This is a genomic window from Larsenimonas rhizosphaerae (genome assembly GCF_026240105.1).
Classification (GTDB): Bacteria; Pseudomonadota; Gammaproteobacteria; order Pseudomonadales; family Halomonadaceae; genus Larsenimonas; species Larsenimonas rhizosphaerae.
In genome coordinates this window covers 75,986-98,446 of the sequence record NZ_JAPIVE010000003.1, presented here as the reverse complement: position 1 = coordinate 98,446, position 22,461 = coordinate 75,986, and the positions used below count along the sequence as shown (strand labels likewise).

Genomic DNA, 22,461 nt, shown 5'->3' with positions numbered 1-22,461 from the left:
AGGATGTATCGCTTTGGTTTTTTTGCGAACACTGTTCGTAGCGACACCTTAACGGCGGGATAAACGTCTGTCGTGAGACAAGTTGTCACACATTAATCTTAATTAGATTAGATTTAAATACCTGAGTTTTTTACCAGGAATTACAGGCATTGAAAAGGCCGCCCGAGGGCGGCCTTGAGTCGACATGGCAATCGACGATCAGAAGCGGTAAGTCACACCACCGCCGACAGTCAGCGGGTTCAGGTCGAGGTGACCGCTGTCGCCGCTCTGCTGAGCGCTGACATCCGTGTACTGAGCGAATCCATTGAGTGCCCAGTTGTTGGTGACGTTCAGGTCAACACCGGCCTGGCCAGTCCAGCCCCATGCAGAGCTGTCGATGCTTTGCTGGTTGCTGTTTTCGCCATTGAAGCGAACGTAGGTCATGCCACCGCCTACATAAGGCTGTACCTTGGCATCCGTGCCACCCAGCGGGTAGTACTGAGCCAGCAGGCTGTAGGGACGCGCCTTGAAGCTGGCACCGGTATTTTCATTTTCAAACTTGGTGCGATCGCTGGTATTCAGCTCGACACCCAGCTTGTCAGTAGCCATGTAGCCGATACCGCCAGTCCAGCCGGTATCATCATCGTACTTGCCGCTGGCTGCGGAGTCGGTCTTGGAAACATCACCGCGAACAAAGACATCACCTGCGCCATAAGCCAGTGCAGACTGAGCGGCCATTGCAGAAGCGCCGACAATAACGGTAGCGGAAATCAGTTTAGCGAGTTTCATGATGTGTACTCCCTTGAAAGCCTGTCAGTGTTCGTCTATTTGCGAACGGTGTTTCTAAACGATGAAGACACTATAAGAAACACTGTTCGATTTGTCACTCTATTTTTTTTTACTTTTGACTATCATGGCGATTGCTAAAGACTATCAGACGGAAGTGCTATGACTTTCCTTTTCGCTTCAATCGCTTATTCAGCTTCTCCTGCCAGAATCTGCCTGACTCTACGGTGCCGGCATAAGCGGTAAAAAAGGTCGTCCAGTCTTCGGGCTGCCAGGCGGTCAGGCGGCGCGTGAACACATCCAGGTCCCTCAGCCGCTCGGCTGTCCTGCGGAGCAGCGGACGTGATTTTTCAAGATCTATCAGTCGTGCTTCCCAGTGGCCTGGTTGTGACTTGAGGAAAACGTGCTTGGCATACAGGCTGCCGTGCATCCAGCCAGTGTCGTGAAGTGTTGCCAGCAGGCGTGCACTGGCTTCGATAACACTCACTTGTTCATGTTCAGACAGTTGATTCCAGCGGGCATGCCAGGCAATCAGGTCGCTGTACCCTTCCAGGGCAGGCGTTACCAGAATCGAGCGCCATGTCCCCTGTGATCGACGTTCTCCAAACCAGGCCGCTTCAAGGGCGGGGATATTCAGTGCTTCAAAGCGTTGAATATTTCGAAATTCACGCGCAAAGGTAGGTTCGCCAAAGGGACGTTGCAGGCTACGTCCGAGATGATTGGTCTGCCGTTTGACAAAAAACCGTTGATCTTCAAGTGTCAACAGGCTGACTTCAGAATGGCCACCACGCTCCAGGTTGGGCACGTCAACGGGCTCGAGATCAAGATTCCACAGGGCGTCGAAGGTATTGATGTGGTGGCGTTGTAACAGTGGCGCCCATGAAGGCGCAGTAAAATTTTTCATGTAAAGAAATCAGTCAGGATTTGGTATCGATAGTACGATTATTGAAACCTGATGTAATCAGTCTGGTGGTTGATTGTTCAGGCCATGGTTGTACTTTTCATACGTTGAAGAGGGCGATTAAAGACTGGTAGACAATATGACAGAACCAAAGCGGTCGCTTCGATGCTGCTGTTCGAATTCATGTGTTCGCCAGACACTGGTAAAAGCCAGATTCCAGCGACTGACGCTGAATGCCACACCAGCCACGAGATCACCTACCCAGGGACGTCGATCCACTTCCGGACTGTTTTCAAAGGTATTGCCGTCCAGCAGTAGATTATGGGCCATGTAGCGACCGGTAATGCCCGTAAAGACATACCATCCATTTGCCCGGGAGGGAGTGAAGAGGGTGCGAGTACTGCGGCCGGGGGCTACTGCAGGTATGCCGTGGAAATCGTTCAGGTGCTTGCCGATGCGAACCATCATCCCGGTTTCAGCGTAATCATGGAGATTGCCCAGCGCGAAACCGGCATTCGGGCCGTACTCCAGAGCAAGGCTGCCAAGGGTATCCTGTACCCACCAGGCCCGGTTCCAGCCAACGGTCAGTGTGGGTTCGTTATGAAGCTGGTTATGCCAGCCATTTGCCCTGTCACTGTCGATCAGGTGGTGAAAATTGTTCTGCACGGTCTTGCCACCGGCGGCCGGACCTACAATGCCGGCCTCGATATAAAGGGTATCCGCAATTCTTAGCTTATGCTGCTGTGCATCCTGGAACAGTGACACTCCGCCATACAGATAACCTGCATAGGGTCGATCATCTTTGACCGGATCATGAGCATCCGTATTTTCAGGTGTGTAGATCTGCTGGCCCAGATGGTAGCTGACGGCTGCCAGGGTGCCTCTGGACCATAGGGGAAGTGCGCTGGAAAGGTCTCTGGTCCAGTGATCCTTGCCCGGTGAAAAGGTCCACTGTGCTTCCAGGCCATTGGTATAGTGGCCATCGCCATCACCAGTAAAAATATCGTTGTCCAGCTTCAGGCTCACGGTGCCGCTCGCAAGGGCTGCGGGTGAGAAGGCCGTCAGGGCCAGAGCAAGTGCGGGTAAGCGCATGAGATGTCCTTGATATCTGCAAGTGGTGTTTGATTAGCCAGCTAAGCAGAACTATAGATCATACTCTGGACTTCGCTACGTCTCACCCGCGTTCTGCCGGTGTAACAGCTTAATTGGCCGGCGTCACGGCAAGATCATTGCCGGCTCCGATCAATCTCACACGATCACCCACGTTATAGGGGTGATCGGCCTTTTGTACTACCACAACCTGTTGGCCATCATCACGCTGCACCTGAATTTCGTAGGCGCTGACCCTGTTGACCGACTGTTCCACCCTGGAGCCGGCGACCGCACCTCCTACTGCGCCTGCTGCAGAGGTTAGAAGACGGCCGCTGCCACCTCCGAACTGGCTGCCCAGCAGACCACCGAGCAGTGCACCACCGATGCCACCGATGCCGGTATCATTTTCGTTGCCTGACTGGATGGTTACCGGTCGCACACCGGTAACGTTGCCGTAGCTGACATTGCGGGCTGTCTTGGCCTGATTGCCGCTGTAGACGTCGCCCGAATAGATGTCACTGTTGGCACAGCCCGCCAGTGACAGAACACCGGCCAGCGCGAGAGCGGTATAGGAAATCTGTTTCATGGTGACTCCTGCATCATGCCATCAACCGGCATTATTTGATTGAAACACTGTTCTAAAACCTGGAGCTTTGAGTTTGAATGTTTCAAAAGGTTCCGGATGATGGATCCGGTCAGTCCAGCGCACAACTCATGTCGCGATGGGGAATACCCGCTTCCGTATAGGGTTCACCCTGTGCGGTAAACCCCAGTTGTTCATAAAACGACAGGGCGTGCAGCTGGGCAGAAAGCATCAGATGAGTATGGCCCTGATGATGGGCCTCCAGCAATACCTGACGAAGCAGGTCCTGGCCCAGCCCCTTGCCTCGCCATTCGGGATGGATGGCCACTCGACCTACATGGCCATCCGGCAGGAGTCTGGCCGTGCCGACGGCCTGATTATCAGCAAACAGTACAAAGTGCAGGGCACGCCGGTCCAGACCATCCCACTCTTCTTCGCGTGTAATGCCCTGCTCATTGATGAAGACCAGTTCACGCAGGGGGCGGCACCATTGGGACAGGGTGTCCCACTCACCTGCACGAATGGTGATGGCAGACTCAGTCATCGTCTTCCTCCGATTCATCTTCCAGTAGCAGGGAGCCACGAGTGACAAGACCGGCCAGCAGCGCTGCTGCCTGAGGATCGAGAGTCAGAAGGGTTTGATCGATCGGTGTACTGGAAGCCAGCGCACGAGCAAGCTCCTCTGTGCAGGAGAGGCCATCACCATCAATGAACAGGGTGCTGATGCCCCTGTCGGTGTGATAGGCAAACCGTGATCCGAGTGCCCTGACAAGCTCCCCACCTTCCTCAAGCCAGGCCGTCAGCGCTTCAGCGCCGAGGGGGTTATCCGCTTCGGCGAGCTGGCCAGGGTAGCGAGGCTGGGTCATGTAGCGGCCAAACCAGGCGGCCAGTGCTGCCGGATTATCCAGCGTCGATAGGATCAGCTCTCGGGCGCGCGCCAGGGCTTCCGGCCCGATCTCGCCTTCGTGAGGCTGAGGAGTCAGGTCCGGATCCTTGTAGCGTTGATCATCCCGAAGTTGTTCACCCCGGAAATCGGCAAACGAGGTCACCATTTCATCGGCAGACGGTGCACGAAACCCGACGGATATGGTCATGCAGTCGCTGCTTATGCTGACCCCGTGATGAGCGAGCCGGGGTGGCAGGTACAGCATGTCGCCGGGTTCGAGTACCCAGTCCTGATCGGGAGTTACTTCAAAGCGACTGAGTATTCGAAGGTCTATGCCTTCTATCAGGGGAGCATCTTCGTCCTGCAGGCCGCCCAGTTGCCAGCGGCGCTGTCCGCTGGCCTGAAGCAGGAATACATCGTAGTTATCAACGTGGGGCCCCACGTTGCCACCTGGCGGCGCATAACTGATCATGATGTCATCGAGCCGCCAGCGGGGGATGAAGCTGAAATCCTCCATCAATGCAGCGACATCAGGCACATAGTGATCAACGGCCTGTACCAGCAGTGTCCAGTCCTGCTCACCGAGTCTGGCAAAGGTCGCCTCATCGAAGGGCCCGTGCGATACCTGCCACGCCTTGTCCGGCCCGTGTTCCTCAACGAGGCGCGCCTCGACACCTTCCTCACAGGCCAGTCCGGCCAGCTCTTCCGCGCTGAGCGGATTGTCAAAATCCGGATAGGCTCCCCGGATCAGCAGGGGTTTTTTCTGCCAGTAATCGCGCAGGAAGTCAGCGGTAGACAGACCGCCCAGCAGGGACAGCGGAGTATTCGGTTCATGGGGCATGGTTTGGAGGTCTTGCAAAGAGGAGCGGGGCCGGGGCACGGCCCCGGCACGAAAGTTACAGGGCGCGAGCCTGAGCAGCGGCATTGCCGATATAGCTGGCCGGTGACATGGCCTTGAGGTCGGCCTTGACTGCATCAGGCAGCGCGAGGGTATCGATGAAGGCCGCAAAGCCCACCTGGTCAATACGCTTGCCGCGGGTTAGTTCCTTGAGCTTCTCGTACGGTTTCTCGATTCCGTAGCGGCGCATGACGGTCTGGATCGGCTCTGCCAGTACTTCCCAGCTGTTATCCAGATCATCCATCAGGCGTGTAGGGTTGGCTTCAAGCTTGCTGATGCCCTTGATTGATGCCTGATAGGCGATCAACCCATGAGCCAGCCCGACACCAAGGTTACGCAGGACCGTGGAATCGGTCAGATCACGCTGCCAGCGGGAAATCGGCAGTTTCTGAGCCAGGTGGCCCAGAATGGCATTGGCCAGACCGAGGTTGCCTTCGGAGTTTTCAAAGTCAATCGGGTTGACCTTGTGGGGCATGGTCGATGAACCAATCTCGCCTTCGACCGTGCGCTGCTTGAAGTAGCCCAGCGAGATGTATCCCCATACGTCCCGATCAAAGTCGATCAGGATCGTATTGAAGCGACATACACTGTCAAACAGCTCGGCAATATAATCGTGCGGTTCGATCTGGGTGGTATAGGGGTTGAAGGTCAGCCCCAGGGATTCGACAAATGCCTGGGCATTGTCGGCCCAGTCAACGTTCGGATAGGTGGCCAGGTGGGCATTGTAATTGCCCACGGCGCCGTTGATCTTGCCCAGTATTTCGGTGGACTCGATCTGGCGCAGTTGACGGCGCAGGCGCGCGGCAACGTTGGCCATTTCCTTGCCAAGGGTGGTGGGGCTGGCGGTCTGGCCGTGAGTTCTGGACAGCATCGGCTGGTCGGCATGCTGATGCGCCAGTGCCACGACTTGTTCGACAACATCCCGCATGGCCGGCAGCAGCACATCGTTCAGGCCGCTACGCAGCATCAGGCCATGAGAGAGGTTGTTGATGTCTTCACTGGTGCAGGCGAAATGGACAAACTCGCTGATGGCGTTCAGCTCGTCATGATGTGAAAGCCTTTCCTTCAGGTAGTATTCAATGGCCTTGACATCATGATTGGTGGTTCGCTCGATGTCCTTGATGCGTGCTGCGTCCTGTTCACCGAAGTCAGCGATCAGCCGGTTCAGAAACGCACGGGCATCGTCGGACAGGGCACCGAGTTCCTCGATGCCGGGATGGTCAGCCAGCCGCTCAAGCCAGCGGACTTCGACGATAACGCGGGCCTTGATCAGGCCGAATTCGCTGAAATGCTCGCGCAGGTCGCTGGTCTTGCTGCCGTAGCGGCCATCAATGGGGGATAACGCTGTCAGTGAAGAAAGTTGCATGTCGAGTTCCGGCGTGTTCTGGCAGTGAGTAACAATGAGTTGAAAACACAGGCTGCAATTCAGCGACCATCCATGTGTTTCAGGGCTTCCTTGAGTTTCCCGCGTTGAAACAGCAGCGACCAGCGGCGTCCACCGCGCTGATGCCACAACAGGGCAAAACGAATGCCTGCCAGCAATACCGCACGAATCCGTTCGGGCATCATGCGGCTCTGCAGCAGGCTGGGGTCACCCTGAACGACAATGCGATACTTCAGCGTTGACAGGGTGTCCTTGTAAAGCTCTCCCAGGCTTGCCACCACGTTTTCGTGTTCAAGCCCGAAGTGCTCCGATTGTGCCTTGATACGCTCCAGCCGCTGGCCGACATGATCCATCATGTCGGGGTTCTTTCTGAACTTGTTCATCAGCAGCACCATGGAGAAGGCGTAGCGCATCACATCGGAGGAGGCCTGGGTGCGATCAAAGGCCTCTGTCAGGGTGTCCATGCCCTTGCGAAGATTGTTCGTGTGATTTCCGTAGATATCCTCGAAGCGATCAGGGTCGGTCTGAAGGGTGGCAGACAGCAACGTGTGCAGGTCACGTTCATTGCACTGGCCCGTGCGTGCCAGTTCATCGGCTACCGCGGCTGCCTGAAACACACCCGCAAGGGCCAATGCCTGTTCTTCAATGGTCGTCATGCTGCGGTGTCCTGACGCTTGCTGGCCGTACGGATAACGCCTCCGCCCAGGCAAACATCGTCCTTGTACAGAACCAGGGATTGTCCTGGAGTAACAGCGCGCTGAGGCGTATCGAATACGACCGTCACCGTGCCATCCGAGTGTGATTCAACCTGGCAGGGCTGATCCTGCTGGCGATAACGCACCTTTGCGGTAGCCCGAAAGCGCGTGGCTGGTGCGTGTCCGGCCACCCAGTCAACGACTTCACTGTCAATTATCTGGGTGTAAAGCAGGTCATGATGCTTGCCCTGTACCGCGACCAGTACGTTGCGCTCGAGATCCTTGGCAGCCACATACCAGGGGTCTTCGCTGTATCTGGCCAGTCCGCCAATGCCCAGCCCCTGGCGCTGGCCCAGGGTGTAATACATCAGCCCCTGGTGCTCACCGATCACATCGCCTGTTTCCGTTTCAACAAGCCCGGGTTGTGCCGGCAGATACTGGCTCAGGAAATCCTTGAAGCGTCGCTCTCCGATAAAGCATATTCCGGTGGAATCCTTCTTTCGGGCCGTGGCCAGGCCCTGTTCTTCGGCAATCCGTCGTACTTCAGGCTTTTCAAGTTCGCCGACCGGGAACAGGGTGCGGCCAATGGCATCACTGCCCACGGCATGCAGGAAATAACTTTGATCCTTGTTGGCATCAAGCCCCTTGAGCAGAACGGCCTGACCATCGCGCTCTCCGCGGCGGACATAGTGGCCGGTGGCGATCAGGTCAGCGCCCAGCAGTTCAGCGTATTCAAGGAAGACCTTGAACTTGATTTCCTTGTTGCAAAGGATATCGGGGTTGGGCGTTCTGCCTGACTTGTACTCGGCCAGGAAATGCTCGAACACGTTATCCCAGTAGTCGGCAGCAAAGTTGGCCGTATGCAATCGGATGCCCAGACTGTCACAGACGGCCTGAGCATCTGCCAGGTCATCCTTGGCGGTACAGTATTCGGTACCGTCGTCTTCATCCCAGTTCTTCATGAACAGGCCTTCGACCTGGTAACCCTGTTGCAGCAATAGCCAGGCTGATACGGAAGAATCGACGCCCCCGGACATGCCTGCGATGACCTTGAGGCTCGAAGGGGCGGGCGAAGCGTTGGAAGAGGTCATGACACGCTCGGCGATCAAATAGAAGTGACTGTAGTTGTGTCGAGTATACCTGATGCATCAGGCGCGCTTAACCCCTGTCAGTGCTTATCCCTCGACAACAAGCTCAAGCGGAAAGCGGCGGCCGGCCAGTGCATCCTGCACACGCCTGAGCACTAGTGGGCTTCTCAGTCGACCATCGATGGACAGCGCCTTGATGGCATCAGGCGTCAGCCAGTGCGCGGCAACAATCGGAGTATCGAGGGGCGCATCAACATGACCTGTAACGTGCGCCAGAAAACTATGGCTATGATAGGTAACGCCGGCGGAGCTGGTATGTACATAAAGGCCCAGATAGCCATCGAGTGCGACGGTACAGCCACTTTCTTCACGTGTTTCACGGCGGGCAGCGTCGAACAGTGTCTCCCCCTGTTCCAGGTGACCGGCGGGCTGATTGAAGACGGTTGGCCCAGGTCCCTGCCGCTCTTCCACCAGTAGAAAGGCATGTTCATGCTGAATCACCGTGGCAACCGTTGTGTGGGGCGTCCAGCGCCTCATGAGCGACGGTTCCTGGTGATAGGCCTGCGTGCAGACCGTGGCCTGTCGGGGCGAGGGGCGTGCAGTTGTTCGCTTCGCCACTCACCCGGGGCGAGCTGGCCAAGCTGCCAGCTTCCGATGGCCTGACGTACCAGTCGCAGGGTGGGGTGTCCGATGGCTGCTGTCATTCGGCGTACCTGACGGTTTCGTCCCTCACTGATACGGATTTCAAGCCAGCTGGTGGGCTGGTTGGCACGGAATCTGACCGGCGGATCACGCTCCGGAAGCGCTGGCGCATCGATATGGCGTACCTGCGCCGGCCGGGTGGGGCCATCCTTCAGTCTGATGCCCTGGCGAAGCTGGCAGAGGGCCTGGTCGTTCGGCAGGCCCTCGACCTGAACCCAGTAGACCTTGGTCAATTTGTAGCGTGGGTGGCTGATACGATGGTTCAGCGCGCCGTCATCGGTCAAGAGCATCAACCCTTCACTGTCATAATCAAGCCGCCCCACCGGATAAATGCCTGGCACTGTAATGATATCTGCCAGCGTTCTGCGCCCCTGGTCATCAGTGAACTGGGGCAGCATATGAAAGGGTTTGTTCACAAGATAAATGGTACTCACGGCGATCCTATAGAGGGGTAAAAGGCAATTGCCGGATATGGCGATATAAATGTGGCCTGCTTCATCCGAGCAGACTACAGGCGCCATGGTACAACCCTGTATCAGCAGGTATAGAGTAAAGCGGAATAATCGTATTCACTCATTTAGTGGTTACGAGTTGCATCTTCTGCCTCTCGCCACCATCTTTCAACAAGGCATGCAGGGATGAGTCATGGCGATATTGACGTTTTTCGGCAATCTCCCTTGTGCTCGAATGCCCTGCCTCTTATGTTCAAAGAAGACTCAACTATGCACGACACCAAGGTGAAAGGAGTTTGGCTCGCCGGTATGAATCCGCCGTCCTCTCCGGAGGGAAACGAGGACAGCGATGTCGCCGAGCAGCTCAGCGACCCTGAACTGAAGGAGCCTCCGCTGTATAAAGTTGTGCTGCACAATGACGATTATACTCCCATGGAGTTCGTCGTTGAGGTGCTGCAGACTTTCTTTGCGATGGATAATGAACGGGCAGTGCAGATCATGCTGGCTGTCCATACTCAGGGCCAGGCGACCTGCGGGATCTTCACGCGCGATATCGCGGAAACCAAATGTCATCAGGTCAATGAATACGCTCGAGAGTGTCAACATCCACTGTTATGTGATGTCGAACAGGTCGACTGAAGTGCCGAATGCGGCAAGAAGGGGACTGCCATGTTAAGCAAAGAACTTGAACTGACCCTGAACACGGCGTTTACCGTGGCGCGCTCCAAGCGTCATGAGTTCATGACCGTTGAGCATCTCCTGCTGGCGTTGCTGGACAATGCCTCTGCGTCAGATGTATTGCGGGCCTGTGGTGCCAACATCGACAAGCTGCGTACCGATCTGCAGGATTTCATCAACTCGACAACGCCGTTGATTCCAGAAGGGCAGGATGATCGTGAGACTCAGCCTACGCTCGGGTTTCAGCGTGTGCTCCAGCGCGCCGTGTTTCATGTCCAGTCATCCGGCAAGACCGAAGTGACTGGTGCCAATGTGCTGGTGGCGATCTTTTCCGAGCAGGAAAGTCAGGCGGTTTATTTCCTCAAGCATCAAAGCGTGGCACGTGTCGATGCCGTCAATTATCTGGCGCATGGTATTTCCAAGGTATCCGGGCAGGAGCAGCCGCACCCGGGGCCTTCCGACAGCAGCGATGATGGTGAAGAGGGAGGAGCAGAAAGTGGCTCACATCCTCTCAAGGGGTATGCCACCAACCTCAATGAGCAGGCGCGTCTGGGCAAGATTGACCCGCTGATCGGCCGTGATCATGAGCTTGAGCGTGTCGTGCAGATTCTGGCACGCCGTCGCAAGAACAACCCTCTGCTGGTGGGCGAAGCCGGAGTGGGTAAAACCGCCATTGCCGAAGGTCTTGCCAAGCGCATCGTCGAGGAAGACGTGCCCGAGGTGATCGCTGATGCTGTCGTGTATTCACTTGATCTTGGCGCCCTGCTGGCAGGCACCAAGTACCGCGGTGATTTCGAGAAACGACTCAAGGCACTGCTGGGCGAGCTCAAGAAAGAGCCGAACTCGATTCTGTTCATTGATGAAATTCATACCGTTATCGGGGCTGGTGCCGCTTCGGGTGGTGTGATGGATGCTTCCAACCTGCTCAAACCGTTGCTGTCTTCCGGAGAGTTACGCTGTCTGGGATCCACGACCTTTCAGGAATTCCGCGGAATCTTTGAAAAGGATCGTGCGCTGGCGCGTCGCTTCCAGAAGGTGGACGTAATGGAGCCATCCGTTGATGACACCATCCGCATCCTCAAGGGCTTGCGCAGCCGCTTTGAAGAGCATCATCAGCTCAAGTACACCGATGAGGCTGTCGAAACGGCGGTCAGGCTGGCTGCTCGATACATCAATGACCGGCATCTGCCGGACAAGGCCATCGATGTCATCGACGAGGCCGGTGCTCATCAGCGCCTGCTGCCACCGGAAGCGCGAATCGATACCATTGGTGTCGAGCAGATCGAGTCAATCGTTGCTTCCATCGCGCGTATTCCGCCGAAAAGCGTTACCAGCTCGGATCGCAAACTCCTGTCGACGCTGGAACGTGATCTTAAAATGCTGGTCTTTGGGCAGGATGAAGCCATCGGCAGCCTGACCTCGGCCATCAAGCTTTCCCGCGCCGGACTTGGTTCACCGGACAAGCCGGTTGGTAACTTCCTGTTTGCCGGCCCGACCGGGGTGGGCAAGACCGAGGTGGCACGGCAGCTGTCCATGCTGATGGGCATCGAGCTGGTCAGGTTCGACATGTCTGAATACATGGAGCGGCACGCTGTATCACGTCTGATCGGTGCGCCCCCGGGGTATGTCGGTTACGACCAGGGTGGTCTGCTGACAGAGGCAGTCACCAAGGCGCCGCACTGTGTGCTGCTGCTTGATGAGATCGAGAAGGCGCACCCTGAAGTGTTCAATCTGCTGTTGCAGGTCATGGATCACGGCAAGCTGACTGACAACAACGGACGCGAGGCGGACTTCCGCAATGTGATTCTGGTCATGACATCAAATGCCGGCGCAGAGGAAGCTTCTCGACGTTCCATTGGTTTCCAGCATCAGGATCATCGTACCGATGCAATGGAAACCATTCGGAAAACGTTTACGCCTGAGTTCCGGAATCGGCTCGACGGCATCATTCAGTTCCATGCGCTTGATCTGGCTGTCGTACGCAACGTGGTAGACAAGTTCCTGATCGAGCTTCAGGCGCAACTGGACGAGAAACGTGTTCAGCTGGATGTGTCCGATGAGGCCAAGTCCTGGCTTGCTGAGCATGGCTATGATCCAGACATGGGAGCGCGGCCGATGTCCCGTCTGATTCAGGACAAGCTGAAGAAACCGCTGGCAGAGATGATTCTGTTTGGGGATCTTGCGGATCAGGGAGGCACGGTGCGTGTCACCGTCGACGGAGACGATCTGAGTCTGGTGTCGGAAGTGGAGCTTGCCTGAATAGCAAAAATCCACACGCAAAATAAAGCGCCCTGTCGAAAGACGGGGCGTTTTTTGTCAGGCTGGCATGAAAATGATCAGCCTGCAGTCACGGGCGCTTTTCAGGAAAGAGCAGGGCAACGGTACCACGACCGTCCCTGAGGCGGGCTCAGCGTGACCGGTAAACAATACGCCCCTTGGACAGGTCGTAAGGTGTCAGCTCTACCTTGACCTTGTCACCTGTAAGGATGCGGATGTAGTTCTTGCGCATCTTTCCGGAAATATGTGCTGTTACAACATGTCCATTTTCCAGTTCGACACGGAACATGGTGTTTGGCAGCATGTCTATAACGACACCTTCCATTTCAATATGATCTTCACGCGCCATATGCGGCATTTCCTCCGGTTACGTTAAAACGTAGAGTAACAGGGAAGCCTTCGTTAACAGGTCCCTGGAACAATAGTGCTGCATTTTGCCTGATGACGGCCGGTTAGGCAAAGCTAGCTGCAATCAATCAGCCTTTGCCAGCTGCGTCCTTCAAGATATTCGATGGGACGAAACAGGGTCTTGTAGGCCATTTTACGGTTTCGCTCTATCCAGTAGCCCAGATAGACATAGGGTAGCCCTAGTGATTTTGCCTGCTCTATCTGCCAGAGAACGGCATGCGTACCCAGAGACAGCGGAGCATGTTCAGGAGCCGGTGAGTAGAAGGTGTAGATTGCTGAAAGGCCATGCGATAGCTCATCCATGGCAGCCACGGCCACCAGCTCGGCGCCGTTTCTGAATTCGATCAACCGTGAAAACTCGTTGTTATGAGTCAGGAAGCTGGCGTACTGCTCCCTGGACGGCGGATACATGTCACCGTCCTGATGCCGTGCGGCGATATAACGCTCATAAAGGAGATAGTGCTCTTCAACGAACGACGCCTGAAGGTTATTGACTGTTAAATACTGGTTACGTTTAAACAGCCGACGCTGTGTTTTATTCGGTGTAAAGTCTTCGACCGGGATACGTACCGAGAGGCATTCCTTGCAGTTGTTGCAATGTGGTCTGTAAAGGTGCTGACCACTTCGGCGAAATCCCATCAGGGAAAGTGCACTGTAAACATCCTGATTGATGGGTTGTTCCGGATCCATGAACAGCGTAATGGCTTCCTTGTTTTCAAGGTAGCTGCAGCTGTGTGGTGCCGTCAGGAAAAAGCGCAGATCCTGCGTTCTGGTTGTTGTCGGATTGCTCAAGGGATCACCTTATTTTGCTCCAGCCTGTTTTGTTGTCCTTATGGGACGGCGGTAGCGTCCGGCAGCCATATTGCTCGGGGGCGTGTAGCCTGACAGGGTTCAAGGTAACGTAAAAAATTGTCACGTGCGATAAGACGAGCGCCCAGGGAAGCCAGGTGATTACTGTGCATCTGGCAGTCTATCAATGTCAGTCCTCGAGGCATTCCCTGTGCTACAAGATAGGTCAGCGCGCACTTTGAAGCATCCGCTTCTCGTGAAAACATGGATTCGCCGAAAAAACACTCACCCAGTCCGACACCGTATAGTCCGCCTGCCAGTGTGTTTTCGCGCCACACCTCTACGCTGTGAGCGTATCCCTGCCGATGCAGCTCATGATATGCGGCCATCATGTCATCAGTGATCCAGGTGCCTTCCTGATCGGCCCGGGTCTGGGCGCAGGCTGTCATGACGTCTTTGAATGACTGATTGAATGTGAAGGTAAAGCCGGCATTGCGAAAGCGCTTGGCCAGGCTTCGTCTCGGTTTGAATTCCTGCGGGAAAAGAACCATGCGTGGGTCGGGTGACCACCAGAGGATCGGCTGGTCGTCGCTGAACCATGGAAAAATTCCGTTACTGTAGGCACTGATCAGCCAGTCGGGGGTCAAATCTCCGCCAGCAGCCAGCAGGCCATCCGGTTCTTCCAGAGCCGTATTGACAGGAGGGAAGGCAGCGGGGGAGGGCGGAAGCCATGGGAGCATGACAAGTCTCTGTAGGGTGTCGAGCCCAGACAGGCAATGCATCCACGGCGCATGCCAGTGTTCGGTGCATTTGTCTTTAAAGGGCAGATAACAGTGTGTATTTATTGCAATAAAGCATGCAATCCACTGTGCGACAATACCTGATGGGCCTGTGATACCTTCGCAGGGGCCGGTATCATGTCCACAGTACTTAATGATGACGACATAATCATGGCAACGTGGTGAAGGGGGATGGCCAGGTTGAGTGCCAATAAACGACAGCAAGCTGCGACCGGCAAAAAGAAGCCGGCAAACAATCGCGCCCGGGCAACCCGCGCACGTCAGCAGGCCGAACGTCTGACAGCGCATCTGCACGGTGCTACCAAGGAAGGCGTAGTCATCATTTTGCTGATTGCCTGCGTCTTTATGCTGCTTTCACTGTTCAGCTACTCGCAGACGGATCCGGGCTGGTCCTACAGCGGTACCGAGCAGGAGGTCAGTAACTGGATGGGGCACACCGGGGCCTGGCTGTCCGATGTGCTGTACAGCCTTTTCGGCCTGGGCGCCCTGTGGTGGCCAGGTATGCTGGGCTATGGCGCCTGGCGGCTGCTTCGCACGCGTGAGGCCACGATCGTCTGGGATCCGACAGTGCTTGCGGTGCGGTGCGCCGGCCTGTTTCTGGTGCTGATGGCAACCTGCACGCTCAGTGCCGTACATTTTTACAATCTAGAGGCAGACCTGCCTGCCGGTGCAGGCGGCATACTTGGATCAGGCCTGTCCGCCGGGCTTTATGACCTTGTAGGTCATTATGGCGCGACTTTGATTTCCATCGGATTCTTTCTGTGCGGGTTTCCGCTGTTCACCGGTCTGTCCTGGTGGACCATCATTGATGAAACCGGCCGCCGAAGCTACGCGCTGGTGCGGTGGTGCATGGGGCATATGGGGCTGGCACGAAACCATCTGGCCGAACGACGAGAGCAGCGGCGGGTCAGGCGAGAAGAGGAAGAGCTGACCTATGCCCGTTATGCCGAACGTGATTTTCAGGAAGAGCTTGAAGAGGCTTATAGTCAGGTCGCCGAGGACACTGACGACGACGTTGAAGAGGTTGTTGTCTCCTCGTCACGGCCTTCCCTGTGGCAACGCTTCAAGTCACGTCACGTCGTGCCGGATTTGTATGGCAGTGATCCTGCTGCGCCTGTAGATCATCCCTCAACCGTGACTCGACCAGCCTCCGAGGAAAGCAGTGATATCCCCTGGGAGGCGCCGCTTGCCACGCCGTCGATGCGTCATGATGATACGCGCTCCACGGCATCAGGCAGCGTCGCGTCAGCAGCCCCCAGCCCTGTATCCGCTGAGGCTCCTGCCAGATTAATGCCCGAAGACGATGAGCCTGACGGCCGTGTGTCGCGTGGTCCTTCCCTGTCTGCACGGCGTGATGATGATGTGGTTGAGCGAGCTGCACGGGTATCGGCGCGTCGCGATGAGGAGCCTGATGAAGTTGCTTCTGCCTCGGTGTCAAAAGATGTGCCTTTCCGAGCGGTTTCTTCTCAGGAAGAGGTGGCCGAGCCTGTTGCTCCCTCGCCAGTCATGCCGGAAACGCCTGCACCTTCGGCGTCATCTCCCCGGCGCGAGTCTGCCCCCATTGTCAGGCCGCGTGAAGAGGTGGCGGATGTCACTCGTCGTCGTGTGCCTGAGCCGGTTCCTGAGCCGATCACCGGTGATGATGACATCGTAACGCCGCGTGAAGCGGCACCTGCCACGGCTGCTACCGATATATCAGGCTCAGGCGAGTTGCGTGCGGACAGGCGCGATGAAGAACTTTCAACCTGGTCCAGCAACCTTCAGACTGCCGATGAAGAGGATGAGTTTGCTCCTGTTGCCATGAGTGCTCGGGATGATGACACCTCTGAAACGGCAGCCTTTCAGGCCGACATCGATGAGGCCCCTGATCAAGAGGCGCCAAATGCCGCTCCTCTTTCGCCTTACGATGATGACATCAGTGTGGCTTCGTCACACATGAACGATACGCTTGAACCGCAACCGCAACCGCAACCGCAACCGCAACCGCAACCGCAACCGCAACCGCAACCGCAACCGCAACCGCAACCGCAACCGCAACCGCAACCGCAACCGCAACCGCAACCGCAACCGCAACCGGATCAAGACGTAGAGGATGTGAGCGAGCCCACGGACCGTGACGTACGGGAAGATACCGATAGCCCGATCCTCTGGACCGTGGAGCATTTACAGACGCAGCGACCGGCTGCGGATGGCGTGCCTGAAATTACCGGGGAGATGCCTTCCTATCGACTGCTGACGACGCCGTCGGCGCATGAGCCGACCTATACGACCGAAGAACTCGACGACATGGCCGAGTTGCTGGAAGTGCGCTTGCGTGAATACGGCGTCAAGGCAGAAGTGGTGGATACCTGGCCCGGGCCTGTCATTACCCGATTTGAAATTCGGCCCGCTCCAGGGGTCAAGGTATCCAAGATCAGTAATCTGGCCAAGGATCTGGCTCGCTCACTGATGGTCAAGAGTGTGCGTGTGGTTGAGGTGATCCCGGGCCGGCCTACTGTCGGCATCGAAATTCCCAACCCCAATCGAGCCATGATTCGCTTGCGTGAAGTCATCGATTCCGATGTATATCAGCAGGCCATGTCTCCAGTGACCATGGCGCTGGGTCAGGATATCGGTGGGGCCGCCATCGTGACCGATCTGAACAAGATGCCTCATGTGCTGGTGGCCGGTACGACGGGATCGGGTAAATCCGTAGGCGTTAATGCCATGTTGATCTCGATGCTTTTGAAGGCGACGCCTGATGAAGTTCGCATGATCATGGTCGATCCAAAAATGCTTGAACTGTCGGTATATGACGGCATTCCGCACCTGTTGGCGCCGGTAGTCACGGACATGAAGGAAGCCGCCAACGCGCTGCGCTGGTGTGTGGCCGAAATGGAGCGACGCTACAAGCTGATGGCGGCCATGGGCGTGCGTAATATTGCCGGCTTCAACGCCAGACTCGATGAGGCCGAGAGTCAGGGGGCTCAGGTGCAGGATCCCTTATGGGAACCTCAACCCTGGGAAATGCACCAGGCACCGCCCACGCTTGAAAAACTGCCCTACATCGTGGTGGTTATCGATGAGTTTGCCGACATGTTCATGATCGTCGGGAAAAAGGTCGAAGAGCTGATTGCACGGTTGGCCCAAAAGGCGCGTGCGGCAGGCATCCATTTGATTCTGGCCACCCAGCGTCCATCCGTGGATGTTGTCACCGGCTTGATCAAGGCCAATATTCCAACGCGTATTGCGTTTCAGGTGTCATCGCGTATCGACTCGCGCACGATTCTGGATCAGGGCGGTGCAGAGCATCTGCTGGGCCATGGTGACATGCTGTACCTGCCGGCCGGTGCGGGAATCCCGGTGCGGGTGCACGGGGCGTTTGTCGATGACGATGAAGTCCATCGTGTGGTCGAGGATTGGAAACGCCGTGGAACGCCCGAATATATAGAAGAAATCCTGTCCGGCGGGGTGACGGCCGATGCGTTGACCGGCCTTGAAGCGGAAGGCGAGGGTGATGATGCCGAGCAGGACGCTTTGTATGACGAGGCTGTCGGATATGTTACCGAGTCACGTCGCGCCTCCATCTCAGCCGTTCAGCGCCGTTTCAAGATCGGTTACAACCGCGCCGCTAGACTGGTCGAAGCCATGGAGATGGCCGGGGTGGTGTCCTCGATGGGCACCAATGGCAGCCGTGAGGTTCTGGCGCCACCGCCCGTAGGTCATTAATCAACAAGGAGTGGTCGATTGAAATTTCCAAATGTGATGGCGGCAGGGCTGACTGCCCTGCTGATTTCGCCGCTGGCATCGGCAGACGATAACGATGTTGAACGCCTGACGAAGCTGCTTCAGCCATTGAACAGTTATTCGGCTGACTTCAAGCAGGAAGTGGTAGACCAGCAGGGCATGAGCCAGCAGGATTCCAGTGGGCACATGTGGCTGTCGCGCCCGGGGCGCTTTCGTTGGGAAGTCAATTCCCCTTATCGCCAGACAGTAGTGTCCGACGGGCAGAAGGTCTATCTGTATGACCCGGATCTGGAGCAGGTTACCGTGCGGCAGCTTGATGAGCGGGTGACTCATACGCCGGCACTGCTGTTGTCCGGTCAGACAGATCAGCTGGCCAGAAACTACAGCGTATCCAGCCGTCAGCAGGGGGCTACCGAGATCTTTTCGCTGACCCCGAAGTCCAACGATTCCCTGTTTGAGTCCATGCAGCTTACCTTCACCGGTGAGCAACTGGCGGGGCTGCAACTGTCGGACAGTACCGGGCAACAAACCGACATTTCCTTCAGTAATGCCACGCCCAATGCGCGTGTGGCTCCCGACAAGTTCAGGTTTTCCATTCCTGATGGCGCTGATGTGATTCGTGAGGGGCAATGAGCGATCTGTTTGCCAGTGACCTACAGCCTGGCCAGCCACTGGCGGCCAGGTTGCGTCCCGAGCGGCTTGATGGCTATATCGGCCAGACGCATCTGCTGGGTGAAGGCAAGCCGCTGCGGCGTGCCTTGGAGCATGATCAGCTTTATTCGATGATCTTCTGGGGGCCGCCCGGTGTAGGAAAAACGACGCTGGCGCGGCTGATGGCGCAGTATACAAAGGCACATTTTGCCACGCTCTCGGCGGTGTCATCCGGCGTCAAGGACATACGCATTGCTGCCGAGCAGGCGCAGCAGCGCCTTCACCAGGGCACTCGAACCCTGTTGTTCGTGGATGAGGTGCACCGCTTCAACAAGGCGCAGCAGGATGCATTCTTGCCATGGATAGAAGAAGGGGTCTTCATCTTTGTTGGTGCTACCACGGAAAACCCGTCATTTGAATTGAATAATGCCCTGCTTTCCAGAGCGCGCGTTCATGTATTGAAGGCGTTGTCCGAGCAGGAGCTGGTAACGGTCATTGATCGTGCTCTTGCCGAGGACGTTCAGTTGCAGGGGCTGGCCATTGAGGTGCCTGGTGATATCCGTGAAAGCATTGCCCGGGCCGCGGATGGTGACGCGAGGCGCGTACTGAATCTGCTTGAAATCTGCGTTGACATGTCTTCGGCCCGTGACGGTGGTGATGGCGTAATCGATCAATCCGTACTGGAAGAGGTGCTCAGCGAGAGTACGCGGCGCCTGGATCGAGGGGGAGATCTTTTTTACGATCAAATCTCCGCGCTGCATAAATCGGTGCGCGGGAGCGCGCCGGACGCTGCACTTTACTGGTTCTGTCGAATGCTCGACGGGGGAGCTGACCCGCTGTACATCGCACGGCGCGTGGTCAGAATGGCCAGTGAGGAAATCGGCAATGCTGACCCGCGAGCCTTGAGTCTGTCCCTGTCGGCCTGGGATGTTCAGGAGCGGCTGGGGAGCCCGGAGGGTGAACTTGCCGTGGCCCAGGCTATTCTTTATCTGGCCAGTGCACCCAAGAGCAATGCGGTTTACAGCGCCTATAACAAGGCACGTGAACATGTCAGGACGAGTGCCGGGCATGATGTGCCACCGCACTTGCGTAATGCGCCGACGGCGCTGATGGCTTCACTGGGTCACGGTGACGGCTACCGTTACGCTCACGATGAACCGCATGCCTATGCTGCCGGAGAGCGCTACCTGCCGGAACCGCTTGAGGGGGCCCGTTATTACATGCCTGTTGATCGGGGGCTTGAAAAGCGTATCAGTGAGAAGCTGGCATGGCTTGCCGAGCTTGATCGAGCCAGCAGCAGGCAGCGGGGGTAAGGTGTGTCGACAGTTACTCGACCAATAGACGGGGACTGTCATCACATATTCATGCAAGCTGAACTAGAATGAATTGCAATGCTATTATTCGGGAGACGCTGTCATGCTAATGCAACTGCGCCAGGATCACGCCAATATGGCCCGCCTGCTTCATGTGTTATCCCTGAAGCAAAAGAAGCTTTCGGACGGGATACGGCCTGATTTTCGCCTCATTCGTGAGGTCGTGGATTACATCCTCGAGTACATGGATCAGTTTACCATCCCGCTGGAAAACCTCTGTGGCGAGCGGCTCAAGGAGCGTAATCCGGAGCTTGACGAGCTGGCTGAGCGGCTGTCAGCTGATTACAAGCGTATGCAGGGACATCTGAAACGCTTGAGCGATGACATAGACATGATTCTGATGGATGCGGTCATGTCGATGGATCAGTTTGCCGATAATCTCAAGTCCTACCTTCAGGAACACCGCGCTTATCTTAAAAGCGAGCGGCAGGAGCTGTTCCCACTGATCACCGAGCAGCTCGATGAGGAAGACTATCAGCAGCTGTGTGCCGCGCTTCCGGAAAATGCACATATCCATCTCGAGCGGCTGCAGGATGATTACCCGGAGCTTTATCGGGAATTCAAGGGGGAGCCCGCCGTAGCGGTGTAGCTGCAGGCAAGGCAGGCAGTGTTGGTGTCATGACATGAAAAAGGGCCGGCAAACATGCCGGCCCTTTTTCATGTGTACTGCCCGTGGTTACAGGTGCTCGTAGGCGTAACCGTCGTTGCCGTAAATGGCCAGTGTCGACAGGGCAGCAGGTGCGATAATGACGTTCTTGTCGATATCGCTGTCTTCAACGCCCAGATGATTCAGGGACTGACCGCAAACAATGACCTTGACGCCGGCATCTGTAAGCGCCTGAATCAGTCCATGGTTCGGGTTGTCACCGCCGGCACGCTTGTCGTACTGCTTGTCATCGAGAATGGTGCGGGTTGCCGGGCCGTGGATAACGGCAACGAACTTGAGATGGTCCAGCGGGACGCCGGAATCACCAAAGATATTAACCGCACGTGCCACGCGGCCAAGGCCCGGATGTACGGCAGTGGTGTCATTGATCGCACTTGTTACGTCAAAGACAACCTTGTAGGTCTTGTCGAGGCTGGGCTGCTCAGCGGCATCAGGACGAGGGAATGTGCCGCCATAACCTTCAATCAGTGAGTAGCTCAATTTCGGAGCTGCTTTCTTATCGCCGTCGTGTGCAACATTGTACGCCACCAGCAACACTGCCATGAGGCAGACGGCTGCGACAATAAACAGAGCATTCTTGCGTGCAAAAGCCATGGTTCATCCTTGTTGTGATGTTTTTATCAGCCCTGACCGGTAGGGGATTCTTGTGGACTGATGTCCTTATCAAGCGGACGGTTATTTTTGCACGAGCCCTGGTATTTTGGGTAGTCCGGAGTGCTCATAATCACTCACCCTGTCGGAAAGAGGGTTGCTTTTGCCGCGCCTGAATGCTGGTATCATGCCGCTTTTACAGTCAGGCAAGGGTAGGTAATGGGACGGCCACGGGTAATGGTATTTGATTCCGGTGCGGGCGGCCTCTCGGTTCTTGACGCGTGTCGACGCACGTTACCGGGCTGTGAGTGGCACTATGTCTGTGATAATGCCGCGCTGCCCTATGGGATACGTGACGATGACTGGCTGCTTGCCCGCATCGAGGCAGTTGTTACAGCGGCCTTGTCAGTGTGCCATGCACAGGCGCTGGTAGTGGCCTGTAATACGGCCAGCACGCTGGCGCTCTCATCGTTGAGAGCCAGGCTGACGGTCCCCGTCATCGGTACCGTGCCTGCCATCAAACCGGCCGCGCATCATGCCGCCGGACAGCCGCTGGCGTTGCTGGCGACCTCTGCAACGCTCGGGCGTTGCTATACCGCTGATTTGATCAAGGCCTTTGCCGGCAACAGTTGCGTATACCGTGTCGATGGAGATGCCCTTGTCGAGGTCGCCGAGATGCGTATGGCGGGGGAGCGTGTCAGCGATGCGGCCATCCGATCCGTTGCGGCCCGGCTTTCCGACGTGATGGAGCTATCGGCAGTTGTTCTGGGGTGTACTCACTTTCCGCTGATACTGCCATTACTGACACCCTTGTTACCTCGCACCGTTCGCTGGTTTGACAGTGCCGACGCCATCGCCCGGCGGCTTGGTACCGTCCTGTTTGACGTGATGCCCGGCATGCCAGCAGCCACTGGAGGCGAAGCAGGGCCTGTCCGGGTATGGGCGACTGCGCCGCGGCACTCCCGTTTGCATCGCCAGTGTCGCTACAATGGGTTTGACAGCCCGACTGGCCTGAATGTGCCCTTTCCTGTGCCCTGAACATCAATTTTCAGTAT

Annotated in this window: 21 protein-coding genes and 2 pseudogenes; 8 read left to right on the top strand and 15 right to left on the bottom strand. The window is 56.5% G+C overall.

Features of this window, described 5'->3' with window-relative positions; translation table 11 throughout:
* Positions 1-198: 198 nt before the first annotated feature.
* The 11 genes from OQ287_RS10505 to OQ287_RS10455 form a co-directional block, all read right to left on the bottom strand.
* A complete protein-coding gene (locus OQ287_RS10505; protein ID WP_250939509.1) occupies positions 199-768 on the bottom strand; it encodes an OmpW/AlkL family protein in 570 nt (189 codons plus the stop codon).
* Positions 769-925: 157 nt separating this feature from the next.
* A complete protein-coding gene (locus OQ287_RS10500; RefSeq protein ID WP_265896390.1) occupies positions 926-1,669 on the bottom strand; it encodes a lipopolysaccharide kinase InaA family protein in 744 nt (247 codons plus the stop codon).
* Between the two features lie 117 nt (positions 1,670-1,786).
* Complete coding sequence (locus OQ287_RS10495; protein WP_265896389.1) at positions 1,787-2,758, bottom strand: lipid A deacylase LpxR family protein; 972 nt, start codon at positions 2,756-2,758, stop codon at positions 1,787-1,789.
* 109 nt (positions 2,759-2,867) lie between these two features.
* The gene (locus tag OQ287_RS10490) at positions 2,868-3,344 is read right to left on the bottom strand and encodes an outer membrane lipoprotein (RefSeq protein ID WP_265896388.1); all 477 of its coding nucleotides are present in this window, start codon (positions 3,342-3,344) and stop codon (positions 2,868-2,870) included.
* A gap of 109 nt (positions 3,345-3,453) precedes the next feature.
* Positions 3,454-3,885 carry a GNAT family N-acetyltransferase gene (locus OQ287_RS10485; RefSeq protein WP_250939505.1) on the bottom strand — a complete coding sequence of 144 codons (432 nt, stop codon included), beginning with the start codon at positions 3,883-3,885 and terminating at the stop codon, positions 3,454-3,456.
* Positions 3,878-5,068, bottom strand: a complete 1,191-nt coding sequence (locus tag OQ287_RS10480) for a cupin domain-containing protein (RefSeq protein WP_265896387.1) — start codon at positions 5,066-5,068, stop codon at positions 3,878-3,880. The genes OQ287_RS10485 and OQ287_RS10480 overlap by 8 nt, the downstream gene beginning before the upstream one ends.
* A gap of 55 nt (positions 5,069-5,123) precedes the next feature.
* The gene (gene purB, locus OQ287_RS10475; protein WP_265896386.1) at positions 5,124-6,491 is read right to left on the bottom strand and encodes an adenylosuccinate lyase; all 1,368 of its coding nucleotides are present in this window, start codon (positions 6,489-6,491) and stop codon (positions 5,124-5,126) included.
* A gap of 59 nt (positions 6,492-6,550) precedes the next feature.
* On the bottom strand, positions 6,551-7,165 hold the full coding sequence (gene hflD, locus OQ287_RS10470) for a high frequency lysogenization protein HflD (protein WP_250939502.1): 615 nt from the start codon (positions 7,163-7,165) through the stop codon (positions 6,551-6,553).
* Positions 7,162-8,295 carry a tRNA 2-thiouridine(34) synthase MnmA gene (gene mnmA, locus OQ287_RS10465; protein WP_250939501.1) on the bottom strand — a complete coding sequence of 378 codons (1,134 nt, stop codon included), beginning with the start codon at positions 8,293-8,295 and terminating at the stop codon, positions 7,162-7,164. The genes hflD and mnmA overlap by 4 nt, the downstream gene beginning before the upstream one ends.
* Before the next feature lie 84 nt (positions 8,296-8,379).
* Positions 8,380-8,829, bottom strand: a complete 450-nt coding sequence (locus OQ287_RS10460; protein ID WP_265896385.1) for an NUDIX domain-containing protein — start codon at positions 8,827-8,829, stop codon at positions 8,380-8,382.
* Entirely contained in the window at positions 8,826-9,428 is a 603-nt protein-coding gene (locus OQ287_RS10455; protein WP_250939499.1) for a pseudouridine synthase, read from the bottom strand. Before OQ287_RS10455 ends, OQ287_RS10460 begins: the two co-directional genes overlap by 4 nt.
* A 288-nt stretch (positions 9,429-9,716) precedes the next feature.
* Here OQ287_RS10455 and clpS point away from each other — a divergent pair, with 288 nt between their 5' ends.
* Positions 9,717-10,085, top strand: coding sequence for an ATP-dependent Clp protease adapter ClpS (gene clpS, locus OQ287_RS10450; protein WP_407658249.1), 369 nt, complete (start codon positions 9,717-9,719; stop codon positions 10,083-10,085).
* A gap of 30 nt (positions 10,086-10,115) precedes the next feature.
* A complete protein-coding gene (gene clpA, locus OQ287_RS10445; RefSeq protein ID WP_250939498.1) occupies positions 10,116-12,383 on the top strand; it encodes an ATP-dependent Clp protease ATP-binding subunit ClpA in 2,268 nt (755 codons plus the stop codon).
* A 148-nt stretch (positions 12,384-12,531) separates the two neighbouring features.
* On the opposite strand, the gene infA is transcribed toward clpA, so the two are convergent.
* The 3 genes from infA to aat form a co-directional block, all read right to left on the bottom strand.
* On the bottom strand, positions 12,532-12,750 hold the full coding sequence (infA, locus tag OQ287_RS10440) for a translation initiation factor IF-1 (protein ID WP_250939497.1): 219 nt from the start codon (positions 12,748-12,750) through the stop codon (positions 12,532-12,534).
* Between the two features lie 113 nt (positions 12,751-12,863).
* Complete coding sequence (locus tag OQ287_RS10435; RefSeq protein WP_265896384.1) at positions 12,864-13,601, bottom strand: arginyltransferase; 738 nt, start codon at positions 13,599-13,601, stop codon at positions 12,864-12,866.
* Positions 13,602-13,639: 38 nt separating this feature from the next.
* On the bottom strand, positions 13,640-14,338 hold the full coding sequence (gene aat / locus OQ287_RS10430; RefSeq protein ID WP_250939495.1) for a leucyl/phenylalanyl-tRNA--protein transferase: 699 nt from the start codon (positions 14,336-14,338) through the stop codon (positions 13,640-13,642).
* Positions 14,339-14,569: 231 nt separating this feature from the next.
* Here aat and OQ287_RS15350 point away from each other — a divergent pair.
* From OQ287_RS15350 to OQ287_RS10405, 5 genes and pseudogenes are all read left to right on the top strand, one after another.
* Positions 14,570-15,205, top strand: a pseudogene (locus OQ287_RS15350) (DNA translocase FtsK 4TM domain-containing protein); the annotation flags it as partial.
* A gap of 1,332 nt (positions 15,206-16,537) precedes the next feature.
* A pseudogene (locus OQ287_RS15345) lies at positions 16,538-18,106 on the top strand (DNA translocase FtsK); the annotation flags it as partial.
* A gap of 18 nt (positions 18,107-18,124) precedes the next feature.
* Entirely contained in the window at positions 18,125-18,757 is a 633-nt protein-coding gene (gene lolA / locus OQ287_RS10415; protein ID WP_250939494.1) for an outer membrane lipoprotein chaperone LolA, read from the top strand.
* Positions 18,754-20,088 (top strand): replication-associated recombination protein A, encoded by a 1,335-nt coding sequence (locus OQ287_RS10410; protein ID WP_265896383.1) that lies wholly within the window; start codon positions 18,754-18,756, stop codon positions 20,086-20,088. Before lolA ends, OQ287_RS10410 begins: the two co-directional genes overlap by 4 nt.
* Positions 20,089-20,191: 103 nt before the next feature.
* Positions 20,192-20,737, top strand: a complete 546-nt coding sequence (locus tag OQ287_RS10405; protein WP_250939492.1) for a hemerythrin domain-containing protein — start codon at positions 20,192-20,194, stop codon at positions 20,735-20,737.
* 87 nt (positions 20,738-20,824) lie between these two features.
* Here the strand turns inward: OQ287_RS10405 and OQ287_RS10400 are convergent, their stop codons facing one another.
* Positions 20,825-21,409: a DsrE family protein gene (locus OQ287_RS10400; protein WP_250939491.1), complete on the bottom strand. Its 585-nt coding sequence runs from the start codon at positions 21,407-21,409 to the stop codon at positions 20,825-20,827.
* A gap of 234 nt (positions 21,410-21,643) precedes the next feature.
* Here OQ287_RS10400 and murI point away from each other — a divergent pair, with 234 nt between their 5' ends.
* Positions 21,644-22,444 carry a glutamate racemase gene (murI, locus tag OQ287_RS10395; protein WP_265896382.1) on the top strand — a complete coding sequence of 267 codons (801 nt, stop codon included), beginning with the start codon at positions 21,644-21,646 and terminating at the stop codon, positions 22,442-22,444.
* Positions 22,445-22,461 lie beyond the last annotated feature (17 nt).